General features: G+C 45.0%; 16 protein-coding genes. 4 read left to right on the top strand and 12 right to left on the bottom strand.

Features of this window, described 5'->3' with window-relative positions; translation table 11 throughout:
• Positions 1–131: 131 nt before the first annotated feature.
• From minE to minC, 3 genes are all read right to left on the bottom strand, one after another.
• Positions 132–503: a cell division topological specificity factor MinE gene (gene minE / locus QUB77_RS24780; RefSeq protein ID WP_333178049.1), complete on the bottom strand. Its 372-nt coding sequence runs from the start codon at positions 501–503 to the stop codon at positions 132–134.
• Between the two features lie 216 nt (positions 504–719).
• Positions 720–1,526 (bottom strand): septum site-determining protein MinD, encoded by an 807-nt coding sequence (minD, locus tag QUB77_RS24775; protein WP_333178052.1) that lies wholly within the window; start codon positions 1,524–1,526, stop codon positions 720–722.
• Between the two features lie 421 nt (positions 1,527–1,947).
• Entirely contained in the window at positions 1,948–2,751 is an 804-nt protein-coding gene (minC, locus tag QUB77_RS24770) for a septum site-determining protein MinC (RefSeq protein ID WP_333178055.1), read from the bottom strand.
• A 426-nt stretch (positions 2,752–3,177) separates the two neighbouring features.
• Here minC and QUB77_RS24765 point away from each other — a divergent pair, with 426 nt between their 5' ends.
• The 3 genes from QUB77_RS24765 (at position 3,178) to QUB77_RS24755 (ending at position 7,257) form a co-directional block, all read left to right on the top strand.
• On the top strand, positions 3,178–4,107 hold the full coding sequence (locus tag QUB77_RS24765) for an ADP-ribosylglycohydrolase family protein (RefSeq protein ID WP_333178057.1): 930 nt from the start codon (positions 3,178–3,180) through the stop codon (positions 4,105–4,107).
• A gap of 100 nt (positions 4,108–4,207) precedes the next feature.
• Complete coding sequence (locus QUB77_RS24760) at positions 4,208–5,029, top strand: Uma2 family endonuclease (protein WP_333178059.1); 822 nt, start codon at positions 4,208–4,210, stop codon at positions 5,027–5,029.
• A gap of 497 nt (positions 5,030–5,526) precedes the next feature.
• Positions 5,527–7,257 (top strand): NAD(P)H-quinone oxidoreductase subunit 4, encoded by a 1,731-nt coding sequence (locus QUB77_RS24755; RefSeq protein WP_333178061.1) that lies wholly within the window; start codon positions 5,527–5,529, stop codon positions 7,255–7,257.
• Positions 7,258–7,324: 67 nt separating this feature from the next.
• On the opposite strand, the gene QUB77_RS24750 is transcribed toward QUB77_RS24755, so the two are convergent.
• The 4 genes from QUB77_RS24750 to QUB77_RS24735 all read right to left on the bottom strand — a co-directional run bounded on the left by QUB77_RS24750 (position 7,325) and on the right by QUB77_RS24735 (position 16,968).
• The gene (locus tag QUB77_RS24750) at positions 7,325–8,947 is read right to left on the bottom strand and encodes an NB-ARC domain-containing protein (protein ID WP_333178064.1); all 1,623 of its coding nucleotides are present in this window, start codon (positions 8,945–8,947) and stop codon (positions 7,325–7,327) included.
• 448 nt (positions 8,948–9,395) lie between these two features.
• Positions 9,396–11,363: an ABC transporter ATP-binding protein/permease gene (locus tag QUB77_RS24745; protein WP_333178066.1), complete on the bottom strand. Its 1,968-nt coding sequence runs from the start codon at positions 11,361–11,363 to the stop codon at positions 9,396–9,398.
• Between the two features lie 221 nt (positions 11,364–11,584).
• Entirely contained in the window at positions 11,585–12,424 is an 840-nt protein-coding gene (locus QUB77_RS24740; RefSeq protein WP_333178069.1) for a DUF1361 domain-containing protein, read from the bottom strand.
• Positions 12,425–12,690: 266 nt separating this feature from the next.
• Positions 12,691–16,968, bottom strand: coding sequence for a PAS domain S-box protein (locus tag QUB77_RS24735; RefSeq protein WP_333178072.1), 4,278 nt, complete (start codon positions 16,966–16,968; stop codon positions 12,691–12,693).
• Between the two features lie 525 nt (positions 16,969–17,493).
• On the opposite strand from QUB77_RS24735, the gene QUB77_RS24730 reads away from it, so the two are divergent.
• A complete protein-coding gene (locus QUB77_RS24730; RefSeq protein WP_333178075.1) occupies positions 17,494–18,861 on the top strand; it encodes a TldD/PmbA family protein in 1,368 nt (455 codons plus the stop codon).
• A gap of 48 nt (positions 18,862–18,909) precedes the next feature.
• On the opposite strand, the gene QUB77_RS24725 is transcribed toward QUB77_RS24730, so the two are convergent.
• From QUB77_RS24725 to QUB77_RS24705, 5 genes are all read right to left on the bottom strand, one after another.
• On the bottom strand, positions 18,910–19,119 hold the full coding sequence (locus tag QUB77_RS24725; RefSeq protein WP_333178077.1) for a hypothetical protein: 210 nt from the start codon (positions 19,117–19,119) through the stop codon (positions 18,910–18,912).
• 11 nt (positions 19,120–19,130) lie between these two features.
• Positions 19,131–20,522, bottom strand: coding sequence for an ATP-binding protein (locus QUB77_RS24720; RefSeq protein WP_333178079.1), 1,392 nt, complete (start codon positions 20,520–20,522; stop codon positions 19,131–19,133).
• 157 nt (positions 20,523–20,679) lie between these two features.
• Complete coding sequence (locus tag QUB77_RS24715; RefSeq protein WP_333178082.1) at positions 20,680–22,014, bottom strand: ATP-binding protein; 1,335 nt, start codon at positions 22,012–22,014, stop codon at positions 20,680–20,682.
• A 152-nt stretch (positions 22,015–22,166) separates the two neighbouring features.
• Entirely contained in the window at positions 22,167–22,538 is a 372-nt protein-coding gene (locus tag QUB77_RS24710) for a response regulator (protein WP_333178085.1), read from the bottom strand.
• Between the two features lie 12 nt (positions 22,539–22,550).
• Positions 22,551–25,475, bottom strand: a complete 2,925-nt coding sequence (locus tag QUB77_RS24705; protein ID WP_333178088.1) for an ATP-binding protein — start codon at positions 25,473–25,475, stop codon at positions 22,551–22,553.
• Positions 25,476–25,832: the final 357 nt, after the last annotated feature.

Below are 25,832 nucleotides of genomic sequence, written 5' to 3'. Positions count from 1 at the left end.
CGATGGATCTGCAAAACTGGCGACTAATTGTAGTCTATTTTCTAACCGAGGAAAGCGGTTGCTAGAGTTTAATTTAAATGGCGATAGGCTCGAATCGAACTCTTTGCCTGACAATAAAATGTCAATCCCTATCACTCTCTCGTGTCGGGCAGAGTTTCGACTACATACTCCGGTACATATTCGGGTCGATTCTGGGGCGGATTCTGGGGCAAATTCTGGGGCAAATTCTCCGGTGGATGTTCGAGCCTGACTCGCCGGATTGGAAGATTTGCAATCAGTGCTGTGGCCCGCTGGTCGCTCTCTAGCGAGAACTCAGACCCGGTGGTATCGATTTCCACGTAGCGAGACACCACCTCTAGAATTTCTCGGCGCATCGACTCAACCATTTCTGGGCTGAGTTCTGAGCGGTCGTGGGCTAGAACCAGTTTGAGGCGCCGTTTTACCTCGTCGCGGCTGTTGTCAGGGGTGCGCGGGAAAAGTCGTTCGAGAAGTGTATGTATCATGGGTCAGGCTGATTTGTCAAGGGTTAGGCATAGAAAACGTCATACGATTTTCGATTTTCGATTTTCGATTTTCGATTGGGGAATTACTGATTCCCGTCTGGTTTGGAGTTGGTCTACAGTTTCATTCTTTTTGGGAACTGGTGTCACTGGGGGAAAATTTGGGCTAGTTTTTGTGATGCGGTCGCTGCTGTTAAAGATCGATCGCCAATAAGCACATCACATAATTTTAGTATTTAAGAACTTGCGGAGGCGAGTAAAGAAGTTTTCGGGACGGGGATTTAGATCGAGAAAATCAACTTTTTCGCCTTCTAAGCGGCGGGCAATATTGTCGAAGGCAGTTCCAGCTAAAGATGCTGTTTCCGACAATACTAATGGTTCGCCTCGGTTGGTGGAAACGATGACGCGCTCGTCGTCGGGAACGACGCCTAAGAGCGAAATGGCGAGGATTTCCCGCACGTCTTGTACCGACATCATATCATTTGCCAGCACCATTGCGGGTCTGATCCGGTTGACGATCAGGTTGATTTTCTTGACGTTGTTGGCTTCCAGCAGACCGATGACTCGATCGGCATCTCGGACAGCAGCGATTTCGGGAGTTGTGACAATTATCCCTTCTTGAGCCGGGGCGATCGCATTTTGAAAACCTTGTTCAATTCCAGCAGGAGAGTCGATCAAAATATAGTCGTATTTTGCTCCCAACATCCCCACAAGCTGCTTCATTTGCTCAGCGCTGATGGCATCTTTCATCCGAGTTTGGGCAGCCGGCAACAGCACCAAGCGTGGCTGCCGCTTATCTTTCACCAAAGCTTGCTCTAATCTGCACTCTCCAGCGAGAACTTCTAATGCCGTGTAAACAATCCGATTTTCTAAGCCCAGCAGCAAGTCTAAATTTCTGAGACCGAAATCGGCATCAATTACGGCAACGTTCCGCCCCCGCTTAGCTAAAGCCATGCCGAGATTGGCTGTGGAGGTCGTTTTTCCTACCCCGCCTTTCCCTGATGTAACAACAATAATGCGAGCCATAAGCGATTTTAGATTTATTGGTAACTGGGAATTGGTGATTGGTAATGGGTAATTTGTAATTTGTAACTGGTAATTGGTCTTATTGTTAATTGATAATTAGCAATTATTCTTGGGTAATTTGGCAGCAATCTGTTATTCAGTCAATTACAGCAGATACCACGTTTATGAACGACACCGCGCGAGCGATCTATCCCCGCCGTAGGGACACTGCGAAAGCCTTTGTCCCTACTTCATAAACCCACAACTCTCCTTGTAATACTAATCCTCTATAAATTTGCACTTAATTTTTAAATCGTCCTTTAGTGACTGATTTAGCCTAGGCAACAATTATCAAGTGCAGGGTTAAAGAGAAATAGTATTACCAATTACCCCTTACCAATTCCCAATTACCCATTACTAATGACCAATTATCAATTATCGATTACTCATTACCCCCCACTAACTGCGATTTGTCAAAATCAGAGGCTCTACCGATCCGAATCCCTTGGGGCGTCACATAGGCGACTTCCGGGAAAAACTGAGCGGGTGAGGTTTCTGGGCCTCTGGCAACATACTTAGCAATCCTAATCACCATCGGTTCCATCTGCAAGGTCATAATCACGCTTTTGGTGTTGCCACCAGCACCGGCGTGTACGACTCCCCGCAAACGGCCCCAAACTAGAATATCGCCTCCGGCGATTACTGATCCGCCAGGATTTACGTCTCCCAAAAGTACGACGGTGCCCGGATGGCGAATTTCTACGCCCGATCGCACTGTCATCTGCAAATATAAAGGTTCCGCCAGTGATTGCGGTTTTTCGGCAGTGGTTTTATTCAGGGAAGAAACCGGAGGCTGCTGTTCTACACAATAGCCTGCCGTAGCTGCGGCAACAGCGGTTTGGCGGCGACTGGTGTGGACTCGTTTGAGTTGCAGTTCCACTTCGGCTAGTGCATCAGCGATTTCTTGCAGTTGGCGGATATCTAAAAGTCGATCGTTCCCCATCAATTGTACTTCTGCGTTTGGCTGCCAAAAGCGTTCTCCCGCATTCAGCCTAACTTTTAGCTGTTGCCAAAGTTCAGTCCAAGTCGAGGCGGAAGCTGTTGCGGGTTCGCTATTGGTTTCTGGGGGGAGTAGCAATAGTAGCTGTCCATCTTCTGTCTTGAGTCGGACTTGCAACTCTAAGCTGACTTCGGGTGTTGATTGAGGGGCGGCAGCAGCGGCTGCGGCGGAGGCATCGGGTGTCATGGGACAGTTTGATCTCGGGTAGGGACAGGTTAACATCAATATTAGCCTGAGTCGTCTTTTGCCTCAGCATTTGGGGGGGAAAGTCTTGTTTTTTTATTTTTAACGGCAGCCAGGGCAATTCTATTTCGATTGTGGACGAGTTTTTGTTTTAATGAACCGCAGAGGGCGCTCTTGGCACAGAGAAAGAGAATTAAGAGATTTAGAAGAGAGAATGAGAGAAGTTCACAATTTTATTTCGATTGTGGACGAGATTTTGTTTTAATGAACCGTAGAGGGCGCAGAGAACACAGAGAAAGAGATTTAACAGAGGAGAGAATGAGAGAATTTGACAAGTTTGGCATCGATTGTTATACAGGCAGATCAGATGCTGAGAGAAATGGTTTTGAATTCACTAGCGCTTACTAATTATTAATTTTCAATTAGGTTATGCAACAAATAGAACGTTATCGCGGCAGTCTTCTCGGTTTAGCAGTGGGCGATGCTCTCGGAACAACTTTAGAGTTCCATCGCCCCGGAACGTTTGCGCCTATTAACGATATGGTTGGCGGCGGCCCGTTTCGACTGCAACCGGGCGAGTGGACGGATGATACTTCGATGGCGCTTTGTTTGGCCGAAAGTTTGATTGAGAAACAAGGTTTCGATCCTGTCCATCAGTTAGAAACTTATGTGCGGTGGTGGCGAGAGGGACATTTGAGCAGCACTGGTGCATGTTTTGATATTGGCAATACGGTGCGGCAAGCACTTTGGCAGTTTAAAAATACAGGAAAACCTTTCTGTGGTTCTACCGATGCTGGGACTGCTGGAAATGGTTCGATTATGCGTTTGGCTCCCGTGCCTTTGTTTTATGCTAAAAATCCTTTGGAAGTCATAGAAAAATCTGCAGAAAGTTCGAGAACTACTCACGGTGCTGCTACTTGTGTGGATGCTTGCCGCTATTTTGGTGCTTTAATTGCGGGGGCTGTGAATGGAGTTGCTAAAGATGTGTTGCTGTCGGAAAGATTTTGTCCGATTTCTGGATATTGGGCAGCAAATCCGCTGGTAGGAGAGATTGATGAGATTGCGGCGGGTTCTTTTAAATTGCGACAACCTCCTGAAATTAAAGGTACGGGTTATGTTGTCAAGTCTTTGGAGGCGGCGCTTTGGGCGTTTTACAACAGTTCTTCTTTTGCTGAAGGCTGTTTGTTGGCTGTGAATTTGGGCGACGACGCGGATACAACTGGTGCGGTTTACGGACAGTTGGCGGGGGCTTTTTACGGAGAATCTGGTATACCGGAACAATGGATATCGCAATTGGTCGATCGCTCTTTAATTGCATCTTTTGGCGAACAACTCTTGACTGTATCTAGATCGCTCTGAATACTTCTATCAGTTTTCAACCTTCTTTGTTTTTAGAATAACTCGCAACTTGAGTTAATATAAATAAATTTACAAACATTTCTGGTTGAGGGTTAATACAATGGTACTCGAAGCCTCGTCTATCAAAGCCAAACCAACCGTCACCTGGGAACCCCTACCAACTAACTTCATATTACCGGACGATCCGGTAGAAAATACTCAACAACCTTCTCTCGCCGCTGGTCTCACCGATGCACTGGGAGCCGCAGGATGTATCCAGCCAGAAATGCTGATTGCCTCTAATTTGGGGTTAGTCGCTACAGTCAATAAAAAGATTGTTGTCAAAGCTCCAGACTGGTTTTATGTGCCACAAGTGCATCCTCTAGCAGATGGGGTAATTCGCCGTACTTATACTCCTCACACTGATGGTGCTAATGTGGCGATCGTGATGGAGTTTCTCTCGGAAGCAGAGGGAGGAGAATTATCGGTCAGAGCAACTCCGCCCTATGGCAAACTCCACTTTTACGAACAGATTCTTCAAGTACCTACTTATGTCACTTATGACCCCTACGAAGGTATTTTAGAAGTGCGCTATTTGCAAGATGGGCGGTATGTTTTATATTCAGCCAATGAGCAGGGGCGGGTGTGGATTCCACAACTGGAACTATATCTGGGGATTTGGTCGGGGGAAAGGTTGGGACAAACGATGAACTGGCTGCGCTGGTGGGATGATGGAGGTAATTTGTTGCTGTGGAGTTCAGAACAAGCTGAGCAAGAAAGGCAAAGGGCTGAGCAAGAAAGACAAAGGGCTGACCAGGAAAGGCAAAGGGCTGAGCAAGAAAGCCAAAGGGCTGAGCAAGAAAGGCAAAGGGCTGACCAGGAAAGCCAAAGGGCACAACGATTGGCGGCTAAGTTGCGCGAATTGGGAGTTGATCCAGATTGAACGCTGATTGAAAGCTAATTTGCGATCGCCCTTAATACACAAAACTTACCCAACCATCTACCAGAATAGGCGCCACCCCAGGCAGATTGCGCCTACAAAACGCTATATTTTGTTGTTTGTAAGTCCTGAATCGAAAATCAAAAATCAAAAATCGAAAATCAATTGACGTGTGTAGCAATTCGTGATATTTTATTTTGCTTTTATCTAGGGTGTGTCATCAATTAAAAGAGTTGACAAAAGCTGACGAATGTGGGTAGGGATCGGATCGCTCACTCAAGCTTCAGGAAAACCCCATGACACGGCGCTACTGGCAGCATCAGTCATTTGGCTGGCTTAACCCTATGAGCGCTACTCAATACACGTTAATTCTGTTTTGTCAACCTACCTAATTAATGACACGCCCTAAGATATAAAAAATATTTATGAATAAATCTTAAGTTTTAATTAAATTTAGTATTATAATTTTGGTAACTTCCAACTAAGTATTTATTCTCACTATGATAGCGGATCAATTTCCTTGGCTGACCGCAATTGTCATCCTACCCCTGGTAGCTTCCCTCGCCATCCCTTTTCTGCCCGATACAGACGGCAAAACCGTGCGCTGGTATGCCCTAGGCGTAGGTATTGCAGATTTTGTATTAATGTGCTGGGTGTTTTGGACTCATTACGATCCAAGCATCTCTACTTTCCAAATCGTAGAGCAATATTCCTGGATACCTTCTTTAGGCCTCAACTGGTCTGTTTCCGTTGACGGGCTGTCTGTTCCGTTGGTACTGTTGGCGGGATTGGTGACGACGCTATCAATCTTTGCAGCCTGGGAAGTCGATCGCAAGCCACGACTCTTTTACTTCCTGATGCTGGTGATGTACTCCGCACAAATAGGAGTGTTCGTCGCCCAAGACATCATGCTGCTGTTCATTGTCTGGGAACTAGAACTAATTCCGGTGTACCTGCTAATCTCGATTTGGGGCGGACAAAACCGTCGCTACGCAGCTACCAAATTCTTGATTTATACCGCAGGCGCTTCCATCTTTATTTTGATAGCTGCCTTAGCAATGGCATTCTACGGCGGAGGCACCCCCACCTTCGACATGGTAGAACTTGGGTTGAAGGACTACCCACTGGGTTTAGAATTACTGCTTTATGCGGGATTGCTGATTGCCTTCGGTGTGAAACTGGCGATTTTCCCCTTCCACACTTGGCTACCTGATGCCCACGGTGAAGCATCTTCTCCCGTGTCCATGATTCTGGCAGGCGTATTGCTGAAAATGGGCGGATACGGACTGATTCGGCTGAATTTGGAACTTCTTCCCCAAGCACACGTTTACTTTGCACCGATTATGGCGGTGCTCGGCGTGGTCAACATTATCTACGGCGCGCTGAATTCCTTCGGTCAATCGAACATGAAGCGCCGCCTAGCGAATTCGTCGATTTCTCACATGGGATTCGTGTTGTTGGGTATTGCTTCCTTCACGGATTTGGGAATCAACGGGGCGCTGTTGCAAATGATTTCCCACGGTTTAATCGCCTCAGTATTGTTTTTCCTGGCTGGCGTTACTTACGATCGCACCCATACAATGATCATGGACGAGATGGGCGAGATTGGGAAAGTCATGCCGAAAGTGTTTGCCTTGTTTACCGCAGGCGCGATGGCATCCTTGGCACTCCCCGGAATGAGCGGTTTTGCTAGCGAATTGTCCGTGTTTGTGGGCGTCGCAACTAGCGATATGTACAGCGGTTCTTTCCGCGCGGTGACAGTTTTCCTGGCTGCTGTAGGACTGATTTTGACGCCGATTTATTTGCTCTCAATGCTGCGACAGTTATTTTACAACTGTGGGACACTAGCGGCTTGCGACCTTGAGGATCTCAATTTGCAGAATCAGAGAAACAATCTGGATGAAGCGGTTTGTTTTGGTAATAGTTGCGTTTTGCCGGGTGATGCACCGTTTATTGATGCTAAACCTCGGGAAGTGGCGATCGCATTTTGCTTTTTGATACCGATTGTCGGCATTGGTTTTTATCCCAACATGGCGATGCAAGTCTACGATGCCAAGACTGTCGCAGTCAACGCAGAAGTCCGCCAATCTTACATCCAAATCGCTCAACAAAATCCTCGGATTTATGCGAATCAACTTTTGGTTCCCAAGATTGCCCAAGCTCAAAAATCGCCTGCTTTGGACAAAATTACACGGTCTGAATCTGCATCGGTTTTTGGCATTGTCAAATAATTTTATCGAACTCTGTTTGTGTTGAAAATTGGGCGATCGCTTTTGTCAAAGGGCGATCGCTTTTTTCTTATCGCTGAATTTCTGAAATAATCTGCACCAGATTCTCCCTAGCATATCCCACCTCAAGAATCGATTTATCCTCCAGATCAGAGGCCACTTTCTTCAAGATATTTAGAGGTTCTTCAGAGCCTGTCGTCTTCACAAACAACACTTGCAACCGATTTTTTACTAATACTAAAATAGAGCTACTTGGTTCGCCTTTATCCCCTTTCCGTTTAGCAATGTTGATGCTCAATTTGTGAGTTTTCAACAGCCGCATTCTTTCTATTCCTTGGGTCTTAACTGTCTCCAAAACCTCCGCTCGAATCTGATCGACTAATCTGTCGCTCACATATTGCACGATCAAAGGCTGAAGCATAAAAACAGTTTCCCCGCCCTCACTAATTTTTTCAATCAGCGAGCGACGACCTAGAGAATCGAGATTTTTCAGCAAATCTGAAAGCGATGAATTGACCAACATCTGCTCTCGTAAAGTTGCTAGGGAAATCTGGCTTTGAGCAATAGCAATCCAGTAGGCAATATCTTGTTCGGAACTCGACATTCGATCGAACTGCTGCGCCAGCAAATTGCTGATATGTTCTTCAATAAATAACGCCGTTGCTTCCAAAAGCTTTAAAACATTTCCCTCGAAAAACTCGTTAATTGTTGTCGCTACAATCTTTAATGCTAACAGATTGCCTCCGTACCGGGATAACAAGATTTCCAACTCTTTATCTTGAGGCGACAAACCTTTTTCTTGGAAAATTTCCCGCGCTATTTCCTCGGAAATAGCAGGTTTTAAAGACCGCACTTTTTCTCCCGCCAGCAAAGCCAGTTCCGTAGGTTCTTCCGAACTAACTAGCAGTAAACAGCTATTGTGATTGACCTCACACAGCCGCACAATTAAATCTCGATATCCTTCGTAGCCTTCCCGGTAGTGTCCCGCTAATTCTTCTGGTCTGAGAACCGCTTCAAAATCGTCTAAAATTACCAGACAGCGGTGTTTCCGCAGATACTCTACCAAGCGCGAAATTTTGCTGTTGAGGTCGATGGGCACATCGGGTTTTTGTTGGTTAGAAAAAAGTTGAATTAAGCTTCCTAGGAAGTCGGATGGTGCTGGTGTCGATCGCAGCGATCGCCAAATCACAAAATCAAACTCATTCTGTATCTGTTTTGCCAACTGCACCGACAGAGTTGTTTTGCCGCTACCAGCCAAACCCAGCAGCGCTACCAGGCGACAATTATCGGATGCAATCCACTGCTTTAAAGTAGTTAATTCTTCAGTCCGTCCATAAAAAACCGAAACATCTGGTGCTTGGCCCCAATCTTCCTGTCGGTGTCCAATTGCCATCTTCAATAGAGAGCCTTTACCTCGACTAAAATCGCTCGTTCCCCGATCGGTGTGGTATGAAAACAGCAACTGATGCCTCAATTCCGAAAGCTTTCCAGGGCCGTTCCCCCCGATCTGAAACTTTTTGTAAACTTCGCCGAGTCTTTTGCGAACGGCGATGTCGCTAATGCCCAGCTTTGTGGCGATCGTCGCTGTAGATTGGCCGTCGAGAGCCATAAACACAGTTTCTAATTCGGCATCTGTGACACCGCGCTGTTTGGCGATCGTTTGCACAAAGTTTTGAGGAATCGGAGTAGTCAAGGTAGGAATCTCGCCTATACTAAAAATCTATCTTCTATTATATTGTGTGAGTTCTCGCGGGTGAGCAATTGAATCGAATCTGCCAACGTTCAGCTTGCTTTTTGTTGTTTGGGCATTTTTAGATATTTATACCCAATTATCGATTGTGATATCAGTTTGAAAAAATGCAACTCTCAGCCAGTGATCCAAACCCATACACCATCAGTCCTTCCCAATTATTCAATTATTCTATTATTTAATAATTTAATTATTTAATCTAAAATGGTATGAGGAACGGGGAGTTTATCGCCATAAATTGTTGCTGTTTCCCTACTCGTATAACCTATTGTACGATAGGTAGAGACACGGCGATTAATTTATAGGACCCAACCATAAATCTCCAACCGCACCACAACCCACCGCGAACCAACAACCGGGTAAATTCACAATTCCTGAAAGCAGTGCTGTATCAGCTAAAAACCTTCATACTAGCGCGGTAATCTTCCGTCGAAACCAGCCGCCAACCCCCATCGCCCAAAAGTTCCAAAACCTGCTGGTGATATTGCAACAAACTCATTCTGTGGCCTACACTCACAAAAGTAGTTTTAGTGGCTTTTAATTGGTCGTATAAATGTTGCTCGTTTTTCAAATCCAAAGCACTTGTTGCCTCATCCAAAATAGCGTATCTCGGTTCCGTCAATAACAATCTAGCAAAAGCTAAACGCTGCTGTTCTCCCAGCGACAAAATTTCAGACCAATCTAAATCCGCATCAAAACCGCCCAATCTGTCCGGCAAATCTGCTAAGTTTACTAATGCTAAAACGCGACGCAATTTTTTCTCATCAACCTCGCTGCTGGTGTTGGGATACAGAAGTTGCGATCGCAAACTACCCAAAATCATATAAGGACGCTGCGGCAAAAATAGCATTTCCCCCAATTCCGGCCGCGTCAAACGACCCGTTCCCGCGTCCCACAAACCCGCAATTGCCCGCAGCAAAGAACTCTTCCCAGCACCGCTTTGACCGACAATTAACAGTCCTTCCCCTGGCGACACCGCTACCGACAAATCCCTAATCAAATTCTTTTGCTGCTTCGGAGTATCTAAAGTAACGTGTTCCAATATCAACTGCGAATTTATAACTGTATCGATTGTTTGAATTCCGTCTAATTTAACAGCATTTTTTTCATACTTTAAATACTCATTAAACGTAGCTATACGATTAATCCCCGCCGCAAAAGCACTCAAGTCTTCAATATTATATACAACTAAAGAAAATGCCACTAAAACCTGACGAAAAGCAAATTCAGCTTGAGTAATATCGCCGTATCTGATCTTACCTGCAAAGTAGATAGAAGCCAGAAACAAAGAGGGAATAATATAAGTTGCATATTTATAGCTGAGTGTAAAATATTCCAGATTCCGCTGCCAGCCAATTAGCAAATTAAAGTTCCGAACTGCTTCTAAAAATCGCTGTTTTACCTGAACAGATTCCTGTGCTTCTCCCCGATAAAATGCAATTGATTCTGCATTGTCCCGAATGTGTACTAAGCCATAGCGAAAGTCTGCTTCTTTGCGGAGCTGATTGAAGTTAAAAATTATCAACCTTTTGCCAATAATTACCATTACTGTCGTCCCAAAGACAGCATAAATGATTAATCCGATCGAAAGATTTTTAGAAATAGACCAAAGAATACCCGTAAATGAAATAACATCAATAATTGATCCCATCATCAGCAGCAAAAAATATAAACTCGTACTCGTAAATGATTTGATATCTTCAGCTATTCGCTGGTCGGGATTGTCGATTTCTCTCTGAGAATTTACTTCGTAATAAGCGCGGTTTTGAAAATATCTATCCAGAAAACTATCAGTCATCCACTCTCGCCAATACAGTCCTAGTTTTTCTTCTGTATAGCGGTAAATCACCACTATCGGAGTACTGATGATGAAAACTCCAGCATAGACCCACATAAAGCGCCAAAAAGTGGTCTGATCTTTTTCAGCAAGTGATGTCGTAAAAAAGTTACCAATGTAGCTAATGACTACGTTAATTCCGCTAACTGACAGCGACAAAAATAGCAGCAGAGCTAACATGCTCCACTGCTTCCAGCGCGGTATCAACTTGCTTCTAAAAAAGACAAAAGCAGCCACCGGGAGGATTATCATTAAACCAACGATCGCAATTTTAGGTGAGTAGATAATCCCTTTAATCAAAGTAGCTAAGCCAGCCGCAACCCCGTTAAAAGCCTCTGGAAAAAAGACTTGAGCACCCAAACTGACAACACTGACAGCCACAAACATCGCAGCGAAGAGAAATATCAACAACAGCGCCACTAATCCTAAAAAAATTCTGCCGCCTCCAGGCTCTAAAGGATAAAAGTAAGGTTGGGCGATCGCAATAAATCTCTGCCACAACTGACGGTCAAATCGATTCATCTTTGCTGTTTACAAAACTACTTTGACTGTTCTAACATATCAAGTCTTGTGACAAAATGCAGCAGTAATTTATTTGGGAGTTTCGCGAAAAAATTTGTCTCACCCACAGACGGAAACTTGTTTTCCGAGTTAACTGGTGGACAGAAAAAATTTAGTAACTTAGTTCAAGCTCTTAGACTCATCTGTTGAATCAATTATTTAATCTCAAATCTCCAATCGCTCTAGCTGGAAGAAGTGGCGCTATCGCCGGTCAAGTCTGACTGCAATCTACTGCTGTAAAATCGGTGGCTAATTCCTAAAACTACTTGTTTCATTACCCAATACAAAACAGCAATTACTACAAAAGTTACAGCCATTACTAAAACCGGACGCTTGCCAATCAAATCGTTCATTACTGTGTTAACTAGCGCATCGGGGTTAGTAAGAATGTCCCAAGTGTTGAAGCGGATAAATCGCCCTAAATAAATTCCGATCGCCGAAAGTGCGTGTATAGTTATCTCCGTTGCCAGGATAAATCTACTCAAACCCTGTTGCTTCAAATAGTAACCCAAATTCATCACCGACAGCACGTAAGCCCCAAACCCGGCTAGCATAAACGCTAGATACTGCGGAATCAAAGCTAGAGCCACAGTCCACACCGAGTTCCCCTCTTTAATCTGGCGGATCAGGTGAATGATATCAGTTAAAACGTAGGGCGCATTGGGTAAAAATGCGATAAACCAGAAAAAACAGGCCCACCAGCGGAGAGAGCGAACTCCGCGCTGCCGCAGTACCCAGATGTCTAAAGCCATCAATGCGAGTGTAATGGCGATCGCCCCCAAAACGTAAGTTTTGCCCACATCTTGCACAATGTGCTTCAGATAAGCCAAAACATGGCGCGTACTGGGCAAAAAAGTAGCGCCCAGGAGGAAGGCCGTACCCCACAGCAGCCAGCGCGATCGAGGTTTGCGGAACAGCCAAAAACTCAGGCCCAGCGGTACTAAAGCCAAAAACAAATTCCAAGACATCCAGCGGACATTGTGTCCCATTGCTTGCAGCGCTTCCAGGATTAATCCCATCATGTCAATTTTTATACAATTAAAGGTTTGATGCAGCACCGCTTCCTTAGCAGCTTCAATCTATTTTAGTCGTTAACTTGTAGGGTGCGTCAGCTTATGACTCCAAACGCCTGCGCCTGAAAATCAGGAACTGCTAATACTTGTAGGGTACGTCAGCTTATGACTCCACGCCTGCGCCTGAAAATCTAAAATCGACAGACGCACTCTACCACTGTCGAGTGAAATCTAAAATCTAAAATCTAAAATCTAAAATCGACTGACGCACCCTACTATTTATCCACTTTGTCGATCGGAATCTCAATCTTAAAAGTTGTTCCGCATCCTATGGACGAAATACAGTCAATCTTACCCTGGTGCTTTTCCACCACAATCGAGTGCGCGATAGACATTCCCAACCCCGTACCTTTCCCCACAGCTTTTGTAGTAAAAAACGGGTTAAAAATGCGATCGACTATCCCCTCGGGAATGCCCGTACCGTTGTCCGAAATTTCTACCCTAACAGTGTTCTGGGGAGTTACACGGGTGGAAATAGCAATCCGTCCACTCTTTGTCTCTGATTGTGGAACCGATAACTGGTGACATCGTTCTTCAATAGCATCAATTCCATTAGCAATAATATTCATAAACACCTGATTCAGTTGGCTGGCATAGCACTCCACCAGTGGCAGTTTTCCAAACTCCTTAACTACTTCAATTTCCGGGCGGCTGTCCCGACTCTTCAAGCGGTGCTGCAAAATTAACAAAGTGCTTTCAATTCCCGCGTGGATATCGACCGGCTTCATTGCCGATTCGTCCAGCCTGGAGAAATTTCTGAGAGACAACACAATTTGCCGGATGCGCTCGGTTCCTACCTGCATAGAACCCACAAGTTTTCTTAAATCCTCAGCCATGAAATCCAAATCTATCTCTTGAATGCGATCGACAATTTTGGAATTAGGTTCGGGATACTCCTGTTCGTAAAGACTCACCAGATCGAGCAACTGTTTTGTATACTGGTTGAGATAATCAATATTAGCGTAAATGAAGTTAACGGGATTATTAATTTCGTGAGCAATCCCGGCAACTAATTGCCCCAAAGAAGACATTTTTTCAGTTTGAATGAGCTGAGTTTGAGTAGAGCGCAATTCTAGGAGCGCTGACTCTAAATCTCGAGCTTTTTCTCTTTCTCGCGCCTCGCTTTGTCGCAGTGCTTCCTCTGCTTGCTTGCGAGTCGTAGTATCCTGGCAAAATCCAATTATTACCTTAGCCTGACCGTCAACATTCCTGCTAAAAATGGTATCTCGGCTTTGCATCCACAAAAATTGGCCATCTGCTGCCCGTACCCGGTACTCAATTTCCCTAATTTCGCCATCTTCAATTCCTGCAAAGCTGGCGTGATGTTTCACAATTTTAGGCAAATCTTCTGGCTGTATTAACTGAGACATCAGTGACGAATCCATCGCTGTAATTTCGTCGCTGGTATAGCCCAAAAGCGCGAGCATTGAAGTATTAGTGTAGATATTTCGCTGTTCTTCCAAGTCGTAGAGATACAAAATACCGGGAGTAGCCGATGCTACTTTTTGAATGAACTGCTGACTTTCTTGCAAAGCTAACTCAGCTTGCTTGCGATCCGTAACATCAACGGCGATGCCGTCCCAAAGAATATCGCCATTTTCTTTAGCTTCAGGACGCGACATTATCTGTAACCAGAGAATCTTGCCTGAAGGTAGCACTATCCGTCCTTGCCACTGCCAAGGTTGCAAAGTCTGGGCAGAAATAGCACCCGATTCCTCATAATTTTGGCGGTCTTCGGGATGAATCAAATCTGTTACCAAAGCCGCATTTTGCAGAACATCTTCTGGTTCTAACTCAAAAAGTTCTCGGCAAGCAGCACTTATGTAAGGAAAACAGAAAGAGCCATCTGGAGACAACAAAAATTGATAAATCATTCCCGGCAAATTAGCAGACAGCTTTTGGAATTTTGCCTCGCTTTCCCGCAATGCTTCCTCTGCTTGTTTGCGCTCCGTAATGTCAGTAATTGAACCAACCATGCGGACTGCTTTTCCAGATGCGTCCCACAAAGCTTGTCCCCGACTCAATATCCATTTGTAAGCGCTGTTGTAGCACCACAAGCGGTATTCGGTGATGTAATGCGGCGTTTTTCTCTCCAAGTGTTCTTGAAGAAGTTGCTGAGAAATAGCTAAATCATCGGGATGCAAACTCGTCTTCCATTTGTTATTGTAATCAATAATTTCACTATCTTCGTAACCAGTGATTTCCTTAAACCGCTCGGACACAAAAAGTTTCCCTGTTTGCAAGTTCCAGTCCCAAATGCCGTCATTGTTGCCTTTGAGTGCTAACTGCCAGCGTTCTTCAGTTTGCATCAATTGAGCCGTTCTATCTTTGACTCTATTTTCTAGTTCTTGATTGAGCTGTTTGAGACTTTCTTCTGCCTGGTTACGTTCGATCGCAATTCCTGCTAAATTCATCGCCGCTTCTATCAATTGCAGATTAACAATTGGGTGGTGGCACGGTTGGGAATAATACATTCCAAAAGTTCCCAAAACTTGACCCTGAGATGAGAAAATAGGAATAGACAAGCAAGCTCTCAGTCCAAAACTCAAGGCTAAATCTCGATAATTTTTCCACAAAGGATCGGTGGCAATATCTGTAACGATCACCTGTTGGCGGCTAAAGGCAGCAGTGCCGCAGGAACCGACATCTGGGCCGATGGCTTTGCCATGAATAGCAGCATTGTAACTGTCGGGTAAACTGGGCGCGGCTCCGTGCAGTAAATGTTTGCCATCGGGAGCTAGAAGCAATATCGAACCGATGACATCTCTAGATTGCTGTTCGATAATTTCAACTAAAGTATTTAAAGTATCGCCAAGAGGAGCGCCCTTAGCAATCATTTCTAAAATTTGTTTTTGACCGGTCAACCAACTTTCAGCTTGCTTGCGCTCTGTAATGTCGCGGGCTACCCACAGAGCTGTTTTTTCTTTCAGTGGCGAAATGGTAGCGGCAAACCACTTTTGTACGCTGGCAATTTCCAGGTTATATTCAAAAGTACAGGTTTGATTTGTAGCGAGGGCGGTGCGAATTTGCTCCAGAAAAAATTCAGCCATTTCTGGGTTGAATAATTCGCTGATTTTTTTACCGGCCAACTCCGCCGATGGCTTGTACAATAATTGGGGATTGGTCGGGGCAATTTTCAGGCATCGTCCCTCAATATCGACCTCGAAAATTACGTCGTTCATGGCAGCGAACAAAGCTCGAAGTTCCGATTCCGAAGCTTGCAGAGCGATTTCAGCTTGTTTGCGATCGCTAATATCCGTCCCGATACAAAGCAGTCCTGCCAAATTTCCCTTCGCATCTAGTAAAGGTTTATTGGTCCACGCTATCCACACTCTTTCCCCATTGCTGCGGATATTTTCATTTTCGTTTTGGAAGTATTTTTCTGGCTGTGCCAAACAGTCTCGAATCTTTGTCGCCAGGTCACTTTCAAATAACTCTGTTTTCGGTATAATTGTGCCGATCGCACTTTTGCCGATGATTTCTGCTTCTGAATACCCGAAAAAAGCTTCAGCAAACTCGTTAAAAAAAGTAATCTTGCCTTCACTGTCTAACTGCACAATCATGCTGTTAGCATTCTCAACGAGTTGCCGATACTTAACTTCGCTCGATCGCAGTTTCGCACGACCGTACACCCAGCTAAAAACCGCCGCGCCGCTCAAAAGTGCCAGCAAACCACCTCCAAAAAGCAGCCACCCCCGAAACGGCGAATTCGCAGGCCATCCTCCCGCCGGAATTGCTGCCAACTGCCAGGAACCGTTGGGTAAAGTCACTTCCAGCAGCACCGGATTGTGCTGAAAAATTGACCCGTCACCGAAAAACACAAGGCCGGATGCTCCAGTCCCGTCTTTGCCTCGCAGAGCGTATTGCAGGTTCGCTGAGGAGTCGTGGAGTCCTGCTTCCTCAATCAGGGAATTTTTGTCGATGATCAGACCTGTCAAGCCCCAGTAAACTCCTGTTTCGGGTTCGACGCCGGATGGTGTGAGAAAAATCGGCGATCGGCTGATAAACGTCTCGTCCCCCTCCAATAATTTCACGGGCCCGGCAAGCAAAGTTTTTCTGTTTCGGATGACCTCTTTGACCATTTGCCGCTGTTCGGGTAGCGCCGTCAAGTCAACCCCGATCAGCGCTTCATTTCCCTCCCGTGGATAAATGTAAGCGATCGTCGTGCCTTTAACTAAAGTTATGGCGCGGATGCCCGGTTGCTGTGCCACCAGAATTCTCGCCGTCGCTGTAAACTCGGCTTCAGTGATGTTTGGGTTGTTGGAAAGGTAAGCCCCCAAACCCCGCGTCAAAAATACGCGGGAATTCAAAGCGCCTTCGAGCTTAGAACGGACTGTGCTGAGGCGCTCAAGGGTGCTAGCGCGGTTGTAGTGAAAAAATCGCCGCTGTTCCGATCGATCTAAAATGCCAACTCCGACCAAAATTGCTATTGATGCCGAAATAGCTGCTAAATACGGTGAAATTTGGAATTTTTTAACCTTAAAGTATTCCATCTGCCGGGGGTTAAGGTATTTTTTTACGTCTTTAGATAGATTTAGTTTAGTTCGATTTCTTTAAGCAAATCCAAGATTTCGGGGATACCGGACTTTTCGCAAGCTAGCACGAGTTTTGGGTCTTCTAGGACGCCCGCCGAACGCGGGCATCGGCTTGCCTCTAATCATCTATTCTGCGGACAAAGTTTTAAATCTCAAATCGACTGACCGAAAGTAATGTGGTCATAAGCCCCCGGATTCATTTTTTCGCAGACTCAGGACGGAGACTTTAAAAAACTTTGCATCCTTCCTAAAAAGCCCCTGGATTCATTCCTTCGCAGGCTCAGGACGGGATGGGATCGATCTAAAATCTAAAATCTAAAATCTAAAATTTGTTGACTCGTCATTTATCGGGTAGGGTGCGCCATCCTCCCCCACCGCTGTCGTGGGGGAGCGCGCCCCCCGCAAGACGGAAGTTATTAGCTAAAATAAAGTTAGCAATAATTTTTTTCAGCGCTACGGCTAATCATTCATAGGGGCAATTTGATGCAAGAACAGTTGATGGAAGCGATCGCACCTTACCGCGATCGCGTAGATTATCTAGAAGTTCGCCTTGAACAAAGCGAGTCAACTGCGATTAGTTTTCGCGGCCCTGGGTTAGATGCTGTCAACCGCAGTTTTAGTCTCGCCGGCGGCATCCGCGCCTGTCACAAAGGTGGCTGGAGTTTTGTAACTTTTAACGGTTTAGCTGAGTTAAAAGACCGCATTGAAGAAGCTGTAGTGCAGTCTCGTTTGGTTGGCAGCGAAAAAACTCTACTAGCAGATGTCACCCCGATTCAAGATTATGTAGCGGTGGAATTGGGCCGCGACCCGCGCTCTATTACTCTAGCCGAAAAGCGGAAATTGCTCGAATATTACAATCAGTTGCTGTTAGATTATGACCCGCGAATTCAGACGACAATGGCAGGTTACAGCGACAGATTTGGGATTACTTATTTTGTGAATTCTCAAGGTACTTGCATCGCTCAAGAGCGCTTGGACGTGACCGGCCGTTTCGGGGCTATCGCCCGCGGCGAGGGCGGTGTCGTCCGCCAAGGGTTTGAGTCGATTCACTCGCGATCGGATTACGAGATCTTGACAAATATTGAAGATCGTGTTAAAAGTGCGGCAGTTCGAGCTGTGGGCCAACTAGAGGCAAAATCGGTGAAAGGCGGTCAGTATCCGGTGATTTTAGACCCTTATTTGTCGGGGGTTTTTATTCACGAAGCTTTCGGTCATTTGTCGGAAGCAGACGGCATTTACGAAAACCCGAAAATGCAGGAATTGTTGACTTTGGGCAAGCCTGTGGCGATCGAACAATTGAATGTAATTGACGACGCAACTGTGCCGGGATTGCCGGGAACTTTGAAATACGATGACGAAGGCGTGCCGGCTCAGTGCAAGCATTTAATTAAAAATGGAGTTTTAGCCGCTCGGATGCACAATCGCGAGACTGCGGGCAAAATGGGCGAAAGTCCGACGGGAAATGCCCGGGCTCTGAGCGCTACTTTTATGCCTTTGGTGCGGATGACTAATACTGCGATCGAGTCTGGCGAACATTCTTTTGACGAAATGGTTGCCGACATTGACGAAGGAGTGTATGCAGTGCGGATGTTGGGAGGACAAACCAACGGCGAAATGTTTACCTTTGCGGCGGCTCAAGGGTTCATGATTCGCGACGGCAAATTGGCCGAACCGGTCAGCGATGTCACTTTAAGCGGCAATGTATTTCAGACGTTAAAGGATATTGAGTCTATAGGAAACGACTCGGTTTATGCCTACGGCGGTTGCGGTAAAGGCGGCCAGAACGGTTTGGCCGTAAGCGTCGGCGGCCCCCATTTGCGGATTAAAAATGTCGTCGTCGGAGGAAGATAATCCTTAGTCATTAGTCATTAATTATTAGTTCAAGACTTACGCAACTGGTTAAGGTGAAGGCGTGTTCATGCTCTCACCCATCACCTTAACCAGTCCGCGACCCTGACAAGCTGACAAACGACTTAAAATCTGGTATTTACTTTCACTCCCGCTGAGTGCGATGCCGCAGCCTACCGCTACCAAAGGTGTAAATTTCCGCCCCTCAATTCGCACAACGAATAAGCTTGACTTGTACGGATTTCGCGTTCTTTTAGCCAATTTTATTCCCCTTAACTCGCCTTCATCTCTACCCGCTCGCTCTGCCTAATCGGAATCTCAATCACAAATTCTGCACCTCGATCGGGCTGCGAAAAACACTTCAAATCTCCGCCGTGCTTCTCCACCACAATCTGATAGCTGATCGATAATCCCAAGCCCGTGCCATCACCCAGAGGTTTAGTTGTAAAAAAAGGATTAAATAGCCGATTTATTACATCGCTTGTCATCCCCGGGCCATTATCTTTAAAACTGATTCTTACCGACTCGCAATTCAGCAGAGAAGTAGAAATCGTAATCGTCCTAGGCTCGTTTTTAATTGGCTCAGGGCTGAGTTTTTTATCATAGTGATTCAAGGCATAAATGGCATTGCTTAACAAATTCATAAATACCTGATTCAACTGACAGGCATAACATTCTATTTGTGGCAAATCTCCGTATTCTTTAATAACTTGAATAGACGAAGAATTCGGCTTAGCCTTGAGCTGACTCTGCAAAATTACTAGAGAGCTATCGATTCCCTCATGAATATTAACGGGTTTCATCTCAGCTTCGTCTAGGCGCGAGAAGTTCCGCAACGTCACCACAATCTGACGGATACGTTCTGCCCCCAATTGCATCGAAGACAGCATTTTAGGCATATCCTCTTTGATAAATTCCAGCTCTATTTGCTCAATTAAAGCTTCTATTTCAGGGTATTTATCGGCATCGTGCTGTTGGTAAAGCGTGATTAAACTCAATAGCTGATGAGTGTAATCCGCGACATAAGTTAAGTTGCCATAGATGAAGTTAACAGGATTATTAATTTCGTGGGCAATACCTGCAATTAGTTGTCCTAAGCTCGACATTTTCTCAGTCTGAATAAGCTGAGACTGGGTGCGCTGTAAATTTTGCAGTGCCAGTTCTAGTTGGATCGCTTTTTCTCGCTCTCGCGCCTCCGATTGCCGCAATTTCTCCTCTCTTTCTTGGCGGGAGCGCTCGTTGTCCTTGAGCTGTTGCACATGGCATAAAGTTTTGTTAATTGTAATTTCTAAATCCTGAAAATTTATTGGCTTAATCAAAAAGTCAAAGGCCCCGCCGTTCATTGCCTTTCTGATATTTCCCAAGTCGCCATAGGCAGATATAACTACTGTTTTGACCAGAGTAACTAGCTCGTTAAGTTTCGCGAGCAAAGCCATGCCATCCATGACTGGCATATTAATGTCTGTCAGTATAATATCTATATCCGGCTGCTCTCGCAACGTTGAAAGCGCTTCTACACCATTGTGTGCAAAAAAAACTTGGTATTCTCCTGTGCGGATCTTTTGTCTAAATTTCTGGCAAATTAAAGTTTCTAAATCTGGCTCGTCATCCACAAATAATATTTTAGCTGGCATCTTGAGAGCCATTTCCGTTGTAGGCGACATTTTTTGAACTCCTGGGGTTTATTAACTTATCCAACGAGTAATTTTTATCTACTTTACGTCCTATTATAGATTATTTCAGGAGTAATGAAAAGGCTGGTTTCTGCAATGGCAAACCGGATGGCTAGAATAGGCTCTGAGTTTGGTAAAAGTCGATGGATTAGCTAAGGTTGAGTGTCGCCCTCGTTTGTCTGATTGGAATTTCAATCCAGAACTCTGTTCCCTGCCCCACCTCTGAAAAACACTTCAATGCGCCCCCATGCTTCTCCTGTACAATTTGGTAGCTGATATAAAGACCCAAACCAGTACCCTCACCTACAGGCTTAGTAGTAAAAAATGGTTCAAAAATACGGTCTTTCACCTCGGCGGTCATTCCCGGCCCATTGTCCAGAATTTGAATGACGACACGGGATTTTTCCTGCTTCAGAAAAGTGCGAATAGTAATGGCCAGCGGGCAAGCGCGGATGTCCTCTAGTGACTGTTGTTTGTTGTACTCCTTCAAAGCATCAATCGCATTAGAAAGGATGTTGATAAACACCTGGTTTACTTCTGCAGCATAGCATTCGACTAAAGGCAGAGCGCTGTAGTCCTCGATAACTTGAATCTCAGGACGCGCTGCCCTTGTGTGAAGTCGATTCTGCAAAATCATCAGGCTGCTTTTTATCCCCTCGTGAATGTCAACAGGCTTTATGTGAGCTTCATCCAACCTTGAGAAGTTACGCAAAGACAAAACAATCTTCTGAATGCGGTCAACACCCCCTTTCATCGAAGCCAGAATAGCGGGTAAATCTGCTATCAGAAATTCCAAATCTATGGCTTCGATTTCAGTTTGAATCTCCGAACTGGGAGGAGTGTACTGCTGATACAGATGCAGCAGGTGGAGTAGGTCTTGGATATAATCACTGACGTGGCTGATATTGCCGTAGATAAAGTTGACGGGGTTATTGATTTCATGGGCAATCCCCGCAACCACTTGACCCAAAGAAGACATTTTTGCAGTCTGAATCAGTTGAGCTTGGGTATTTTTTAGGTCTTGCATACAGTTCTGTAAATGCTGAGCTTCTTCTCTAGCGCGAGCTTCTGACTCCCGCAAGCGCAGATTTTCTTTTAACTGTTGCACCTCGCGCAGCGTTTTGTTGAGGGTAATTTCTAAATCCTGAAAATCTATCGGCTTGGTTAGAAAGTCAAAAGCACCGAAGTTCATCGCATTTCTTATATTTTTTATGTCGCTATAGGCTGATATAACTATTGTTTTGAGGGGGAGGTTTATCTGATTAATTTGAGAGAGTAAAGTCAGACCATCCATTTCAGGCATATTAAGGTCGGTCACTACTATATCTATATCCAGGCGTTCTTTCAATTTTTCCAGCGCTTGTACGCCATTATGGGCAAAAAAAAGCTGCCATTTTTCGGCGCGTATTTTTTTTCTAAATCTCTGGGAAATTAGAGATTCTAAATCTAGTTCATCATCCACAAACAGTATTTTTGCTGACATATTAATGTTTCAGTGACTATTAAAACTCATAAAAAACTTGCGCTCCAGAAGCACATAAGGAAAATGCAATCGAGCAATTTTAACTCGACTGAGGTACTGCTTTCAATTAGGAATTACCCATTACCAATTACTCAATATGTTTCCTTGTGAGTTTACTCCAAATTGAGTATTTTATTTTTGAGTGTATCAAAATTAACAGGCTTAGTAATATAGTCATCAGCTCCATAAGCCATTGCGGTTTGGTAATTTCTCTCATCTCCATAAGCCGTAATCATAAAAACTTTTAAATCGGGAAACTTTTCTTTGAGAATCCTGAGCAGTTCTAGCCCATTCATTCCTGGCATATTAATATCCGATAAAATCAATACAATAGACGCTTCATCCTGGTTTCCTAAGTAGTTCAAAGCTGCCTCTGCGGACAGACAAAAATGAAAGTTAATTTGCCCTGCTTTGATTTCTTTCCTAAATTTCTGCTTGAACAGTGACTGAATATCTTCCTCGTCATCTACCACCATTACTTTCATCTTTTAAACTCCTTAATTTCGGGTAATTTTTTGGGGCAATTTAATTATAAACTCTGTGTATTTTCCTACTTCTGTTTCGACTTTTAGTTCTCCTCGATGTTGCTGGACGATAACATCCTGACTGATAGAAAGACCTAGACCCGTACCTTCGGCTGGTGGTTTTGTAGTAAAAAAGGGATTAAAAATTTTATCGAGTACCTCTGGTTTTATACCTGAGCCATTATCGCGAATGCGGATTTCAATCGCGTCACCCAGATTGCGAGTCCTCACGTCAAGCAGCGGTGAAAATTCTTGTCCGATTTCTTGCTGCTTTTTATAGACTGCATAGCAAGCATTGCTAATAATGTTAAGAAAAACCCTGCCGATGTCTTGTGGCACGACATCTATGTCGCCTATGTCATTGTCGTAGTCGGTTTCTATGGTAATGTTAAAACTAGCTTCCTTCGCTCGCATCCCGTGATAGGCTAGATTGATATATTCGGCTAATAAACTATTTATATCTGTAGCTTCCCAGTGACCGCTTTGTCCCCTCGAATGCAAAAGCATATTGCCAACGATTTTGTCTGCTCTTTGACCGTGTTGATTGATTTTTTTAAGATTAGCTGTGAGATCGGTTAGTAGCTCGGCAATATCCTCACTGGTTTCAGGATCTAAACGTTCTGCTTGATTTTCAATTTTTTCAAACAGTTCTTCTGTTAATTCAGCAGAAAGTTCTGAGAAATTGTTGACAAAGTTTAAGGGGTTTCTGATTTCGTGGGCAATGCCTGCTGTTAAACTGCCCAGAGAAGCTAGTTTTTCTTGGACAACAATTTGATTTTGCATAGCTCTGAGATTTGCTTCTATCCGCTGGCGCTCTTCAATCTCATTTTGCAATTGCTGCACAGTATGGGTGAGTTCAGATGTACGCTCCTTGACTTTGATTTCTAGTTCTTCATTAGCTTTTTGCAGTGCTTCTTGGGCTTGCTTGCGATCGGTGATATCGCGCACGATCGCCACATATTCTTGCAGATCCTGATTGGAAAGTGAAGCTTGTTGAGAGAATCGGTTTGAGATGGCAACTTCGAGGATGCGCGAGTTTCCATTTGGTAAGTTGAGGGTTTGTTCGCTGCGACTGAGCCACTGCTCTGGCTGAGCCGCTAATCCGGGTAGTAATTTGTTCAGGTAAGACCCAATTAGCCTTGTAATATCTATTCCGAAGATGCTTTCCGCAGCGGGATTAGTCTGACGAATTACACCTTTTTCATCCAGCACCACAATAGCATCTAGGGCAATGGTAAAAAGCTGTTCTGCTCCCTCTCGTGCCTCGTCCATTAAGACAACCTGGGATATGCTCGTCCAACAGGCAACGGCTACCCCGACAAAGGTGATACTCAAGACTAGGACTACCAAAAGATTAGAGGCAAGACTTGAGTTAGCTTCTAAGGGGATACCAAACAACCAGCCGATCGTAACGGCGCTACAAATCAGTAAAATCGCGACTACAACCTGAAACGCCACAAAATCTGGTATCAAGCTCTTGCGATCGTGCCGATAACGCTGAATCCACCATTCTGGATGAAACGGTGCAAAGGGAATGCGACGGATAGCCACATCCACTACGAAAATAACCACAGGAAACAGCAACCCAATCACCACATCTTCCCGACTCCAAGCTAAGCCTCCAACCAGCAACACCACACCATTTAAAATAAAGAAGCCTAATGCCCACCAAGGCCATCGCACTTCTGGAGATCCTCGCCGCAGCCAGAGTCCGAGATAGAGTGACATCAACATTACGATGAAGGCAACACAACCAATCACCAATAGCCGAGTTATATCTATCCACAATAAACCGATCAAATTAATTAAAACGCAAAATATCAAGCCCGGTTGCAGAACACCTCGGCGGGAAACGATCGCAAAAACGGGTGCAACATATCCATCTAAAGCGAGTTGGTACAAAATTCGGGGAGAGTTAGAAACCGCAGTGGCGCAAGCTAAAAAACAGCTTGAAGCCAGCAATAGTGTGACGATTAAGGAAGCTGACGGGCCCCAAAATGGTAAGGCGGCTGCTGATAAATTCTTAAACGAGTCTTCCCCCAGTCCTTCAGCGGTGGCTAAGCGCATTAGTACCCAGGAGTTGGCTAGAAATATGGGTACAATTAGCGCCGCAGCTAAGTTTAGAAACCGCAAAGTTTCACTGGGACGACGGCTGTCGGCGACAAAGGAGGAAGCGGTTTCGCAGGCGCAAGTAGCGTAGATCGCGAAGCACGACCACTTAGCCCAGTCTACAAAGGTTAAGGTTGGCCAACTGCTGGGAAAAAGTCCGGGACTCTCAGGAGATAAAGCTAACCATCCCATCCCTTGGATGCCAAACACCAGTAAAAATCCAATTGCTGGGAACACGAAAAATGCGTGCAGTATTCCTAGAGCGCGAGTGCCACTAAATGCCACAATATAAGCGATCAGTGTGAATCCAACTATGAGAATTGTTCTGGGACAGGGAATGCCCAAGGGTTCCAGGTTAGCTTGGATGAGGTCTGTAATGACGATCGCATTCACTGATGGATATACTACCCAACTCAGAAAGTAACCGAACGCCGCATAGCGACCCAGAGAGGGATAGTTCCTCAGTAGCCTGGTGATATAGTTGGGTGTTCCCCCGGACATTTCTGGCCAATGTTCCCCTAAGCGTTTCACTTGTAGGTTCAGGATCACTCCTAACAACACGGCGGGCAGCCAGACGAAAATTGCATTTGGGCCCAGAGCGGCGTACATTGGTGGTGCAATTGTTACCCATGCGATATGACCGCTCAGGCCAAAGCCCCAGGTTTCAATAGAACTCAGGCTTCTCTGGAGGCGCATGGGCGATCGTCTACTAAGATTTTCTGTTGGGGAAGGCTGAGTTGGTTCTGAGTAGTAGCCGTTTTCCGGCTGGTGTCGGATGTCTGTCGCCATCAATTTTACCTATTATTTTGGGGATTTTGCTGTCGCGACCCTGATGTTCAGCTTTATAGCTTTTAACTTATTTCTGTTAAGCATTTTTGCTAATTTTAAATTTTGGTAAAGCTGCCTTGGACAATCCACCATGAAAATCTATCTCAATGGATATTCAATATTACCAGGACTTACGCAACTGTCACAGCTCGGTGTACTAGCACCAAAAAATTATACAATAAATATCGAATAAGAAGTTTTAGTTGCTCAATTAAATAACTTAATAGCAGCCCTGGTTTAATTTATAGTCATTTCAAATAAATGTGAGACAAATGCAAGATGATGTAAAATGAAGAAAAATGGTTAACTCGGAGCTGA

Source organism: Microcoleus sp. AT9b-C3 (genome assembly GCF_036705485.1).
Lineage (GTDB): Bacteria > Cyanobacteriota > Cyanobacteriia > Cyanobacteriales > Microcoleaceae > Microcoleus.
This window is presented reverse-complemented; position numbering and strand designations above follow the sequence as displayed.